The 13,145-nt window shown below is 43.7% G+C and carries 5 protein-coding genes, 6 tRNA genes and 3 rRNA genes; 5 read left to right on the top strand and 9 right to left on the bottom strand.

The features are described from left to right. Positions 1-7: 7 nt before the first annotated feature. The 5 genes from AC3CID_RS16915 (at position 8) to AC3CID_RS16895 (ending at position 6,521) form a co-directional block, all read left to right on the top strand. Entirely contained in the window at positions 8-631 is a 624-nt protein-coding gene (locus AC3CID_RS16915; RefSeq protein WP_428783755.1) for a hypothetical protein, read from the top strand. Between the two features lie 85 nt (positions 632-716). Beyond that, entirely contained in the window at positions 717-2,690 is a 1,974-nt protein-coding gene (locus tag AC3CID_RS16910; RefSeq protein ID WP_114635629.1) for an amylo-alpha-1,6-glucosidase, read from the top strand. 89 nt (positions 2,691-2,779) lie between these two features. Further along, complete coding sequence (locus AC3CID_RS16905) at positions 2,780-4,618, top strand: glycoside hydrolase family 13 protein (protein WP_488527744.1); 1,839 nt, start codon at positions 2,780-2,782, stop codon at positions 4,616-4,618. Between the two features lie 63 nt (positions 4,619-4,681). Then, positions 4,682-5,617 carry a LysR family transcriptional regulator gene (locus AC3CID_RS16900; protein WP_114635631.1) on the top strand — a complete coding sequence of 312 codons (936 nt, stop codon included), beginning with the start codon at positions 4,682-4,684 and terminating at the stop codon, positions 5,615-5,617. Between the two features lie 673 nt (positions 5,618-6,290). Next, positions 6,291-6,521, top strand: coding sequence for a transposase (locus tag AC3CID_RS16895; protein WP_171311515.1), 231 nt, complete (start codon positions 6,291-6,293; stop codon positions 6,519-6,521). A gap of 352 nt (positions 6,522-6,873) precedes the next feature. On the opposite strand, the gene AC3CID_RS16890 is transcribed toward AC3CID_RS16895, so the two are convergent. The 9 genes from AC3CID_RS16890 to AC3CID_RS16850 form a co-directional block, all read right to left on the bottom strand. Next, positions 6,874-6,964 (bottom strand) — tRNA-Ser (locus AC3CID_RS16890). Between the two features lie 84 nt (positions 6,965-7,048). Next, a 5S ribosomal RNA gene (rrf, locus tag AC3CID_RS16885) occupies positions 7,049-7,164 on the bottom strand. Positions 7,165-7,298: 134 nt separating this feature from the next. Beyond that, positions 7,299-10,191: ribosomal RNA gene (locus tag AC3CID_RS16880) — 23S ribosomal RNA — on the bottom strand. Between the two features lie 384 nt (positions 10,192-10,575). Next, positions 10,576-10,651, bottom strand: a tRNA-Val gene (locus AC3CID_RS16875). 65 nt (positions 10,652-10,716) lie between these two features. Continuing rightward, positions 10,717-10,792, bottom strand: a tRNA-Ala gene (locus tag AC3CID_RS16870). A gap of 25 nt (positions 10,793-10,817) precedes the next feature. Continuing rightward, positions 10,818-10,893, bottom strand: a tRNA-Val gene (locus tag AC3CID_RS16865). 26 nt (positions 10,894-10,919) lie between these two features. After that, a tRNA-Lys gene (locus AC3CID_RS16860) sits at positions 10,920-10,995 on the bottom strand. A 20-nt stretch (positions 10,996-11,015) separates the two neighbouring features. Further along, positions 11,016-11,091 (bottom strand) — tRNA-Glu (locus tag AC3CID_RS16855). 123 nt (positions 11,092-11,214) lie between these two features. Continuing rightward, positions 11,215-12,769, bottom strand: a 16S ribosomal RNA gene (locus AC3CID_RS16850). The 16S, 23S and 5S rRNA genes sit together here with 6 tRNA genes alongside, the layout of an rRNA operon. Positions 12,770-13,145 lie beyond the last annotated feature (376 nt).

Genomic DNA, 13,145 nt, shown 5'->3' with positions numbered 1-13,145 from the left:
TGACATTTTGAATTTTCGCGGCCAACTTCAACGCATTCACGACTATATGCTTCATATTGCAGTCGCTGTCGTTATTTTCATTACCGGCTTTATCATTGCTTACAGCAGCCTGCCTAAGCCATCATTTGACTACTCAACCTTTATTGAGCAGCAGCAGATTTTTAAACAATGTGTGAATAATGATGAGCTATTTGCTTCTGCACAACAGTTTGAAAATGACTATTTAACGCTGCCATTAGAAATCATAAATACGCAATACAAAGCACTGCGTAATCAGATCCCAAGTGATTGCGGATCGTTTCATGTAGAAAGCAGTTACGAACAACTGCAAGAAATGGCATTACCTGTATTAGCAGAAGCCCAGCGCTTTTATGGCACTCAAAACGTCAAAGCCGTGAATGCAGTGTATACCACGCCTTCTCAATACAACGCACTGCTTACACAGCCTCAGCCTTATCTGTTTTTCATTTCTGATAATGAGCAAGAACGCATTGCGGCATTCAAAGTAACACCGACTAAAGATGACGTCCAAATTACGTCGCTGTGGGGATACGAAGAGAGCCAAGATCTCGCGTATACCCAAGGTGAAGTGCAAAAACTATTACTCATTTATAACGAAATTAAAAGCTAACTATAAACTCCCTCGTTTATTTAATACCTACAGCGTGAATAAAATAAACACGAGATAACATTTGATATTTAATTGTAAGGTTCACATGAAAATCTCTCTTTCTAAAGCAAATTTTCGCGATATGGATCGCCTTGAAGAATCGAACTACCTGCTAACGAATGGATTAGGTGGTTATTCTTCTCTTACCCTTGCAGGCTCTTGCAGTCGAAGTGATCACGCGTTGTTTATGGCAAGTCTTGTTGCACCAAACAATCGCTTTAATTTTGTTCGTCACTTAGATGACCGTATTACCTTACCAAGCGGAGACTCCCATCCACTTTCTTCACAAGCGAATGTAAATCCTTATGACACTGTAGATTCAACCCTACTGTTTGATAATTTTACTCAAACTCATCTTCCAGAGTTCACGTATCGTATCCGTGGTATTGAGATCACCAAAACGATTGTAATGGCTCAAGGTGTAAATCGCCTTGCTGTAAAATATCAAATATTCAATCCGTTAAAACAAGCATTCACATTAAATGTAACGCCAAAATACCACTTCTGTGCAAAAGGACAGAACCTATCAAAACAGCAAGAATTTGCACACCAAGATGGGAAAATCACCAGTAACGGTCAAGCACTTACTTATCGTCACAATGGTGCTGATTCAGCATTGGATGCCCCTCGCTATGAGTCGGGTCTGTACTTTTCTTATGATGCTCGCGATGGCCGTCCTGCAACAGATGCTCAAATAGCGCTTCATACCATTGCTTTTGTTGGGACTGAAACGCACGAACAATTCTCGATAGTGTTTGAAGCTGAAGAAGATCGCGCAGTTTCTCTAGAAACACAGACTGCCGATAAAATGATTAACGCAGAAATTAAGCGCCAACAGGAGTACATCAAGCGCGCTAATCTAAAGAGCCTATTTGGAAAGCAATTGGTTCGTGCCAGTGAGCAGTTTGTCGTTGACCGTGACTCAACAGAATCCAAATCAATCATTGCAGGCTACCCATTCTTTGCCGATTGGGGTCGCGACACCATGATTGCATTATGGGGCTGCAATTTATCAACCAATCAATTTGAAGACGCAAGACAGATCTTCCGTACATTTATCCGTTACGAACGTCGTGGTGTACTGCCTAACCTTTTCCCTGAAGCTGGGGTTGAGCCAATGTATAACACCATTGATGCATCGCTACTCTTCATTGTTAGCTTATATGAATATTACCAAGCAAGCGGTGATCTAGAGTTTATTCGTGATGAAGCGTATCAATGCATGACTAACATTTATCAGCATTACCGTAACGGTACTGACTTTGAGATTAAGATGCTTGATAACGGCTTGATCAGCGGCGGCAGCGGTTTTGATCAGCTTACTTGGATGGACATTCGTTACGGAGATATCGTACCGACACCAAGACATGGTTGCGCTGTAGAAATCAATGCACTTTGGTTTAATGCGTTGTCTATTCTTGATTTCTTTAATCAAAAACTGAACAAACCAATGCCAGAATTACCTGCACTGGTAGAGCAAGTAAAAACCACCTTTAACGATGAGTTTTACAACAAAACTGGTTATTTAAATGATTGGATTAAAGAAGGTGAAGTAAACCAACAAATTCGCCCAAATCAAGCTTATGCCGTTGGCCTTCCTTTCCCAATATTAAGTCAAGAAAGAGCACGTTCGGTCATTCTTACCATTTATAAAGAGCTATATTCACCCTTGGGTTTACGCTCGCTTGCAATGAGTGATCCTGAATTTAAAGCCGTGTGTACAGGCTCGCATTTTGACCGAGACATGGCCTATCACCAAGGCACAGTTTGGGGCTTTATGATTGGTCAATTCTTAATGGGGATCTTACGCCAATTCCCACAAGATAAAGATTTATTTCGTATTGTGGAGCAGTTTATTGAGCATAACCAAGATGGCCTATACGAAGGCTGTATTGGTCAATTGGCTGAAATCTATGATGGTTACGCACCAAGTCAATCTCGTGGTTGTTTCGCCCAAGCGTGGAGCGTGAGTGAGGTATTACGCGTCGTGAAATATTACGAACAAATACACCAAAAATAGAATTGCATATTTAAACAATTATACTAACCTGGGTGGCTATTACGTCAGATAGTTATTCTGGTTGGTACTTTCATTAAACGGTATTAATCATGATTACAAAAGCAGCGATCTATCATAGATCTCACTCAAGTTATTCTTATACTTATGATAAAGAAACACTTCATTTGCGTATTCGCACAGCAAAAGGCGAAGTCAATAACGCTACGTTAAGAATTGGTGATCCATACGATTGGACGTCAGGTGGCGGTGGCGGCAACCTAAATGCAGAAGATGCAATGGGTTGGAGTGGCGGCGAAAACTTTGTGATGGAAAAAGAGTGTGAAACAGAACTGTTTGATTACTGGTTCTGCGAAGCACAACCACGATTTTTCCGTGCTCGTTATGCTTTTATTCTTGAAGGTGAAGAGAGCGAAAAACTGCTCGTTACTGAAAAACAAATTTTTACCATCACCGATGATGCAGATCCTGTATTAAGCCAATTACTCAACTTTTACTGCTTCCCATACATGAACCCCATCGATGTATTTAGCCCACCACATTGGGTAAAAGAGACAGTTTGGTATCAAATATTCCCTGAGCGCTTTGCCAATGGTGATCCCTCAATCTCACCTAAAAATGTACTATCTTGGGGTTCTGAAGACCCGAAAACTAAAAGCTTCTTTGGTGGTGATTTACAAGGTGTCATTGACCATCTTGACTACCTACAAGATCTCGGTATTACAGGCTTATATTTCACACCAATTACTCAAGGTAAAACGAATCACAAATACGACACCGTTGATTATCTAAAAGTTGACCGTGCTTTTGGTGATGACGACACAGTAAGAACCCTAATAGCAGAAGCCCACAAGCGTGGCATGAAAGTCATGTTAGATGCCGTATTCAATCATATTGGTGCCGATTCTCTTCAATGGCAAGATGTCATCAAAAACGGTAAAGACTCTAAATACATTGATTGGTTCTATGTTGAGAAGTTCCCACTTTTAGACGAGTCTAAAAAGGATCAGCACAGTAAAGAGTATCTCAACTATCGCACCTTTGCCTTTGCGCAGAACATGCCAAAGTTAAATACCGAAAATCCAGAAGTGATGGCGTATTTACTTGAAGTTGGTCGCTATTGGGTACGTAATTTCAATATCGATGCGTGGCGTTTAGATGTCGCAAACGAAGTTGATCAACGCTTTTGGCGACGCTTCCGTGATGAATTAAAAGCGATTAAACCTGAGATCTACATCTTAGGTGAAGCGTGGCATGATTCAATGAATTGGCTTGCTGGTGATCAATTTGATGCCGTAATGAATTACCCATTATCCGATGCCATGATAGGATTTTTTGCTCATGGTAACCTCAATGCGAATCAGTTTAAATATGCGGTAAATGATGTCAACACAAGCTACCCGATTGCGGTTAATGAAGTGGCATTTTCCTTGTTAGATAGCCATGATACGGCTCGTATTCTTCATCGTTGTGATGGCAATAAAGAGAAAGTGAAACTGGCCTACTTATTCCAATTTACTCACAGTGGTACACCGTGTATTTATTATGGTAGTGAAATTGGCTTAGATGGCGGAGCCGATCCATTAAATCGTAAATGCATGATTTGGGATGAGGGCAAACATGATATGGACATGAAACGACATATTATGCAGATCATCAAATTACGCAAACAGCACCCAGCTCTGCGTGCTCATCACATTAATTGGTTAATGAGCGACAATGAAAAGCAATGTCTTATCTACCAAAAAACCTTAAAAGACGAGTGCATTACTATTGTTATAAATAACAGTGTAAACACGATTAATATTACTCTTCCTGATTCATTGTCAAATCATTATGTCACTGATATTTATAACGATACTGCTTGCAAATTAAAAGAGACCTTAACATTGGAACCCTTTAGCTTCTCCATGTATCAAAATAAGAAGTAATCGCTAGATATCATGTAATAAGCCACATAAAATAGCTCTTTATTATTCAAGTAAAGAGCTATTATGTTTAAATTAATGATCCAATTCATTCAAGTAGCTAAGACTCAAAACGTCACCCAAGCCGCTAATAATCTCTGCTTAAGTCAACCGACATTAAGTCATAACATGCAGAAGTTAGAGGAGAAACTAGGCAGCAAGTTGTTTAATCGTAACTCAAAAGGGATCACCCTAACCTCTAGTGGCGAGTTACTTTACGAACAAGCAAAAATGATGCAAAACCTCTATGAAAACACCCTTAATAAATTAGAGAAGAATAAGCTCCGACATCAAACCGAACTTAAAATTGGTTGTGGAGATGCATGGTGGCATTTGTTTATTCGAGACTGCGTACAAGGTTTTAGAGATTCTTATCCTCACAGCAATATCTCTGTTGACGTAGGGAATCACCTACAATTAATGAACTTATTGCTCAGCGACGAAATCAGTATCTTTGTTGGCCATGAAATACTCGGCCTAGCACAATATGAAGACATACTGTTCCATCCCCTTTTTCAATGCAGTGAAGAAGTCTATGTAAGAAAAGGTCATCCTTTGCTTGAAATAACCTGTAGCAACGAAGATATTGCTCGCTTTCCATCGGTTGATTTAGGCGCGGCAAAAAAACGATTTTCACATTTAGTTCAACAACAGAGTGAAGAATTAACAACCTTTCAAAAACGTCACTATTTACAAGAAAAGGTTATCTACAATACGAACTCACTGTTAACAGCAATTGATTTACTGCAAAACAGTGATGCTATTTTGCCTTACCCAATGAACATGAGATCTTATTTCAATACCCTTGATATTGTCCCACTTAAAATGAAAGAGTGCTTTAGTAACGCGACGATTGGCGCGTATCTGCACAAAGATAAATTGCAAAATAAACAAAGTATTGATCTATTGGAACAATTCAAGGCATTAATTAAAAATAACCCTCAAATCAATGGTGGAGTTTAAATTTGCTCTTCATCCTTAAGACATTGTTGATCAAATCAGCCTAGAGACAAAGCCACACAGTATATAGCTAGCTTCTAACTAGCATATCTAGATCTATAACTTTGTTTATAGGGTTGACACTCGCTATGATTTAACTCACTTGAGCGTTCGTTATAACAAAACTGGACTTTCCACTCTGCTATTTTACCATTATTAAGGTATTTCACAGCTTAGTTTCTTAGATGACTATCTCCCAAAAATACTGCATTTACGAGGCACAACCTTTTTCAGAGTATCTGTCGATATCGTATACACCAACAACTCAATACCTTCATAAAGAAAGATGCTGATTCTCCTTCTGGCGAGCGACGCCTTGTCGAGAGCCGATGTATATAACTACATCGTTAAGCATTTTGATAAACACTATCATCCTAACCCTACCTTTTAACTACTTGAGCACATGGAATTGTCGTGAATAAGTTCTCGTTCAATACATCCAAACAATCACAGTAAATCCACGACGATTTAAAAATTCCAAATAGAAACGCTCCTTAAGATCCCTGCGCATATCCACTTAAAAAAGTACTTGTTTGGTTTCAAGAGGAAGCTAGATTGGGTCAACGTAATACCACAACCAAGATTTGGGCTGAATGAGGAACTCGACCTAAAGCTGTTCAAAAGTAACATGGGAGCAATGACGAAGCACGTTGATTTGCTCTCAACGGCAACACCTACTGGTAAACATTCCGTAGTTATCATGGATCAAGCGAACTGGCATCAAACACACTTAGCCAATCACTTTAAGAACATCACGATAATCCATATCCCGCCATATTCACCAGAATTAAACCCGATAGGGCAAGTTTGGCAATGGCTTCGTCAGTACAAGCAGCGAATAGGTGTTTTGAAAACTATAACGATATAGTTAGCTCAGTATGTAGTACTTGGAAAAGCTTTTGTGAAGATAAACGCTGAGTTCAATCTCTCAGCTTTAGATATTGGGCTCGATTGATAGGTTAATTATTGGAATTACAACAACCCTACTAACGAACCAAAATTTCATTGATTATAATGACATTATTTCCAAGGTTTGTTGCGCTTGGAATAGATTTATTGATTACCAAGATCGCGTAACAAAACGTGCTAAAGAGATTGGATAGACCTGAGCAGTTAATTTTCCGGATTGGTATAAGACATAGTTAGGACAATGAATACTTGTTTTATACACTTTTTGGACGAAAAAAAGCCCGCTGATTTCTCAGCGGGCTTTTCAATGGTGGTGGAGGGATAGGGATTTGAACCCTAGAACCGCTATTAACGGTTGCCGGTTTTCAAGACCGGTGCTTTCGACCACTCAGCCATCCCTCCAACAAATTGTCACTAAAATCAGTCTTACTTGTGCGCTGCTTTTAGTTTTGCTTTCAGTTTTTGAAAACTGAAAACATAAAGAAAGCCTGGCGATGTCCTACTCTCACATGGGGAAACCCCACACTACCATCGGCGCTATTGTGTTTCACTTCTGAGTTCGGCATGGAATCAGGTGGGTCCACAATGCTATGGTCGCCAAGCAAATTTTGCTTTTACTTTCAGTTTTTTAAAAACTGAAGGCAAAATAATCTGGAAAGCTAATCTAAAAGTTATTTCTCTTCAAACTCATTCAAGGTCTGGTATATCTGAGTCCACAAAACCCCTTGGGTGTTGTATGGTTAAGCCTCACGGGCAATTAGTACAGGTTAGCTCAATGCCTCGCAGCACTTACACACCCTGCCTATCAACGTCGTAGTCTACGACAACCCTTTAGGACACTTATAGTGCCAGGGAAAACTCATCTCAAGGCTCGCTTCCCGCTTAGATGCTTTCAGCGGTTATCGATTCCGAACTTAGCTACCGGGCAATGCCATTGGCATGACAACCCGAACACCAGAGGTTCGTCCACTCCGGTCCTCTCGTACTAGGAGCAGCCCCTTTCAATTTTCCAACGCCCACGGCAGATAGGGACCGAACTGTCTCACGACGTTCTAAACCCAGCTCGCGTACCACTTTAAATGGCGAACAGCCATACCCTTGGGACCGACTTCAGCCCCAGGATGTGATGAGCCGACATCGAGGTGCCAAACACCGCCGTCGATATGAACTCTTGGGCGGTATCAGCCTGTTATCCCCGGAGTACCTTTTATCCGTTGAGCGATGGCCCTTCCATTCAGAACCACCGGATCACTATGACCTGCTTTCGCACCTGCTCGAATTGTCATTCTCGCAGTCAAGCGGGCTTATGCCATTGCACTAACCACACGATGTCCAACCGTGTTTAGCCCACCTTCGTGCTCCTCCGTTACTCTTTGGGAGGAGACCGCCCCAGTCAAACTACCCACCAGGCACTGTCCGTAATCCCGATTCAGGGACCAACGTTAGAACATCAAAACTACAAGGGTGGTATTTCAAGGACGACTCCATCACATCTAGCGACGCAATTTCATAGTCTCCCACCTATCCTACACATGTAGGTTCAATGTTCAGTGCCAAGCTGTAGTAAAGGTTCACGGGGTCTTTCCGTCTAGCCGCGGGTACACTGCATCTTCACAGCGATTTCAATTTCACTGAGTCTCGGGTGGAGACAGCGTGGCCATCATTACGCCATTCGTGCAGGTCGGAACTTACCCGACAAGGAATTTCGCTACCTTAGGACCGTTATAGTTACGGCCGCCGTTTACCGGGGCTTCGATCAAGAGCTTCGACCGAAGTCTAACCCCATCAATTAACCTTCCGGCACCGGGCAGGCGTCACACCGTATACGTCATCTTACGATTTTGCACAGTGCTGTGTTTTTAATAAACAGTTGCAGCCACCTGGTATCTGCGACTCTCGTCTGCTCCATCCGCAAGGGACTTCACTGATAAGAGCGTACCTTCTCCCGAAGTTACGGTACCATTTTGCCTAGTTCCTTCACCCGAGTTCTCTCAAGCGCCTTGGTATTCTCTACCCGACCACCTGTGTCGGTTTGGGGTACGATTCCTTACAATCTGAAGCTTAGAGGCTTTTCCTGGAAGCATGGCATCAATGACTTCACTACCGTAGTAGCTCGACATCGTATCTCAGCGTTAAGAAAGTCCGGATTTACCTAAACTTTCCGCCTACGTACTTGAACCTGGACAACCGTCGCCAGGCCCACCTAGCCTTCTCCGTCCCCCCATCGCAATTGTAAGAAGTACGGGAATATTAACCCGTTTCCCATCGACTACGCCTTTCGGCCTCGCCTTAGGAGTCGACTTACCCTGCCCCGATTAACGTTGGACAGGAACCCTTGGTCTTCCGGCGAGGGAGTTTTTCACTCCCTTTATCGTTACTCATGTCAGCATTCGCACTTCTGATACCTCCAGCATGCCTTACAGCACACCTTCAACGGCTTACAGAACGCTCCCCTACCCCACATATCCTAAGATACGTAGCCGCAGCTTCGGTGTATAGCTTAGCCCCGTTACATCTTCCGCGCAGGCCGACTCGACCAGTGAGCTATTACGCTTTCTTTAAATGATGGCTGCTTCTAAGCCAACATCCTGGCTGTCTGAGCCTTCCCACATCGTTTCCCACTTAGCTATACTTTGGGACCTTAGCTGGCGGTCTGGGTTGTTTCCCTCTCCACGACGGACGTTAGCACCCGCCGTGTGTCTCCCGGATAGTACTTACTGGTATTCGGAGTTTGCAAAGGGTTGGTAAGTCGGGATGACCCCCTAGCCTTAACAGTGCTCTACCCCCAGTAGTATTCGTCCGAGGCGCTACCTAAATAGCTTTCGGGGAGAACCAGCTATCTCCAGGTTTGATTGGCCTTTCACCCCTAGCCACAAGTCATCCGCTAATTTTTCAACATTAGTCGGTTCGGTCCTCCAGTTGATGTTACTCAACCTTCAACCTGCCCATGGCTAGATCACCTGGTTTCGGGTCTAATCCTAGCAACTGTACGCCCAGTTAAGACTCGGTTTCCCTACGGCTCCCCTAAACGGTTAACCTTGCTACTAAAATTAAGTCGCTGACCCATTATACAAAAGGTACGCAGTCACACCACGAAGGTGCTCCTACTGCTTGTACGTACACGGTTTCAGGTTCTATTTCACTCCCCTCACAGGGGTTCTTTTCGCCTTTCCCTCACGGTACTGGTTCACTATCGGTCAGTCAGTAGTATTTAGCCTTGGAGGATGGTCCCCCCATATTCAGACAGGATATCACGTGTCCCGCCCTACTCGTTTTCACTGATTATGAGATGTCGACTACGGGGCTATCACCCTTTACTGCGGCACTTTCCAGAGCCTTCATCTGTCTCATTAAAAGCTTAAGGGCTAATCCAATTTCGCTCGCCGCTACTTTCGGAATCTCGGTTGATTTCTCTTCCTCGGGGTACTTAGATGTTTCAGTTCCCCCGGTTTGCCTCCTGTTGCTATGTATTCACAACAGGATACTTGCTTATGCAAGTGGGTTTCCCCATTCAGGAATCCCAGACTCAAAAGGTTATTACTACCTAATCTGGGCTTATCGCAAGTTATTACGCCTTTCATCGCCTCTGACTGCCAAGGCATCCACCGTGTACGCTTAGTCACTTAACCATACAACCCGAAAGGGTCTTAGCGTATGGCAACTAACCAAGGTTTTTGGTTGTCATCAAGAAGGGTTAATTCTTGATAACTGTTTGCCGGACTCAATTTACTTCTTGTTTCCACTTTTTAATAAAAAGTAGAATCAAAAAATGAACAATCATTTCTGATCATTCGAATACAAGACACTTGAATGTGTTTGTTTTGTTTATGCCGTTCTTATTAAATAAGAGCAGATAAACATTGAGAACTTTTAAATTTGATTTAAATAACTTCGTTATTCAAATCAGTCAGCTTTCCAAATTGTTAAAGAGCAAGAGTTTTTCGAGTTTTAAACTTTCAAAACCATTTTTAAAAACTCTCATTAGACTGTTGTCATCAAAGAATGTTTAAAGATGGTGGGCGATACCGGGCTCGAACCAGTGACCCCCTGCTTGTAAGGCAGGTGCTCTCCCAACTGAGCTAATCGCCCATGATAGTTCTTTTGTCTTCACTTTCAAAAAGTGAAAATAAAAGCCATTCTTCATGGAGAAAGAATGGTGGAGCTATGCGGGATCGAACCGCAGACCTCCTGCGTGCAAGGCAGGCGCTCTCCCAGCTGAGCTATAGCCCCATATTTTTATTTCCTTGGGAGGAAATGGTGGGCGATACCGGGCTCGAACCAGTGACCCCCTGCTTGTAAGGCAGGTGCTCTCCCAACTGAGCTAATCGCCCCAAATTTTTATTTCCTTGGGAGGAAATGGTGGGTCGTGCAGGATTCGAACCTGCGACCAATTGATTAAAAGTCAACTGCTCTACCAACTGAGCTAACGACCCTTTTTACTTCTTGAAGGAAGTGGTATCCCGTAGGGGAGTCGAACCCCTGTTACCGCCGTGAAAGGGCGGTGTCCTAGGCCTCTAGACGAACGGGACACTGCAATTTATCTCTACTTTAAAAAGTAGAAACAAACTTTGAAGAACCTTGGGAGTTCTTCTTCTCTTTGCTTTTCTAAACCTAATCAATCTGTGTGGACACTCATCGTGACTATCTTCGTATAAGGAGGTGATCCAGCCCCAGGTTCCCCTAGGGCTACCTTGTTACGACTTCACCCCAGTCATGAACCACAAAGTGGTGAGCGTCCTCCCCGAAAGGTTAAACTACCCACTTCTTTTGCAGCCCACTCCCATGGTGTGACGGGCGGTGTGTACAAGGCCCGGGAACGTATTCACCGTGACATTCTGATTCACGATTACTAGCGATTCCGACTTCATGGAGTCGAGTTGCAGACTCCAATCCGGACTACGACGCACTTTTTGGGATTCGCTCACTATCGCTAGCTTGCTGCCCTCTGTATGCGCCATTGTAGCACGTGTGTAGCCCTACTCGTAAGGGCCATGATGACTTGACGTCGTCCCCACCTTCCTCCGGTTTATCACCGGCAGTCTCCCTGGAGTTCCCGACATTACTCGCTGGCAAACAAGGATAAGGGTTGCGCTCGTTGCGGGACTTAACCCAACATTTCACAACACGAGCTGACGACAGCCATGCAGCACCTGTCTCAGAGCTCCCGAAGGCACACCTGCGTCTCCGCTGGCTTCTCTGGATGTCAAGAGTAGGTAAGGTTCTTCGCGTTGCATCGAATTAAACCACATGCTCCACCGCTTGTGCGGGCCCCCGTCAATTCATTTGAGTTTTAATCTTGCGACCGTACTCCCCAGGCGGTCTACTTAACGCGTTAGCTCCGAAAGCCACGGCTCAAGGCCACAACCTCCAAGTAGACATCGTTTACGGCGTGGACTACCAGGGTATCTAATCCTGTTTGCTCCCCACGCTTTCGCATCTGAGTGTCAGTGTCTGTCCAGGGGGCCGCCTTCGCCACTGGTATTCCTTCAGATCTCTACGCATTTCACCGCTACACCTGAAATTCTACCCCCCTCTACAGCACTCTAGTTCACCAGTTTCAAATGCAGTTCCGAGGTTGAGCCCCGGGCTTTCACATCTGACTTAATGAACCACCTGCATGCGCTTTACGCCCAGTAATTCCGATTAACGCTCGCACCCTCCGTATTACCGCGGCTGCTGGCACGGAGTTAGCCGGTGCTTCTTCTGTTGCTAACGTCAAGAGATAACGCTATTAACGTTACCCCCTTCCTCACAACTGAAAGTACTTTACAACCCGAAGGCCTTCTTCATACACGCGGCATGGCTGCATCAGGCTTTCGCCCATTGTGCAATATTCCCCACTGCTGCCTCCCGTAGGAGTCTGGACCGTGTCTCAGTTCCAGTGTGGCTGATCATCCTCTCAGACCAGCTAGGGATCGTCGCCTTGGTGAGCCATTACCTCACCAACTAGCTAATCCCACCTAGGCATATCTTGACGCGAGAGGCCCGAAGGTCCCCCTCTTTGGCCCGTAGGCATTATGCGGTATTAGCCATCGTTTCCAATGGTTATCCCCCACATCAAGGCAATTTCCTAGGCATTACTCACCCGTCCGCCGCTCGACGCCCATTAACGCACCCGAAGGATTGTTAGTGTCGTTTCCGCTCGACTTGCATGTGTTAGGCCTGCCGCCAGCGTTCAATCTGAGCCATGATCAAACTCTTCAATTTAAGATTTTGTCGGCTCAATGAATACTGACTTCAAAACTACAAAAAGTAATTCTAAAGCTATTATCTTTCCAACAGAAAGATAATGAATTGACTGTGCCAAATACTTTCTTTCTACAAGAGAAAGTAGTTATTCGTATTGGTCACTCAGCTCATTGAAACCAAAGTTGATTCCGAGGAATCTGTTTTACTTCTCTTTATAAAAAGGGAAGATAAAACGTTTTGATATTCATCAACGAGTGCCCACACAGATTGATAGGTTTAAATTGTTAAAGAGCTTTGCTTATCGAAACTTTCTTTTTACAAAGAAACCCTTGAAAGCGGACGTGAATTCTAGCGATTTAATCTTAAGTGTCAAACACTTTTTAAAATTAATTTC

It is taken from the genome of Vibrio sp. QJM3NY_21, from assembly GCF_057785975.1.
This window is presented reverse-complemented; position numbering and strand designations above follow the sequence as displayed.

What these genes read in the sequence shown, in the direction of transcription:
- AC3CID_RS16905 (WP_488527744.1), top strand. Translation starts at nt 2,780, where the DNA reads ATGATTACAAAAGCAGCGATCTATCATAGATCTCACTCAAGTTATTCT.
- AC3CID_RS16900 (WP_114635631.1), top strand. Translation starts at nt 4,682, where the DNA reads ATGTTTAAATTAATGATCCAATTCATTCAAGTAGCTAAGACTCAAAAC.
- AC3CID_RS16895 (WP_171311515.1), top strand. Translation starts at nt 6,291, where the DNA reads ATGACGAAGCACGTTGATTTGCTCTCAACGGCAACACCTACTGGTAAA.
- AC3CID_RS16910 (WP_114635629.1), top strand. Translation starts at nt 717, where the DNA reads ATGAAAATCTCTCTTTCTAAAGCAAATTTTCGCGATATGGATCGCCTT.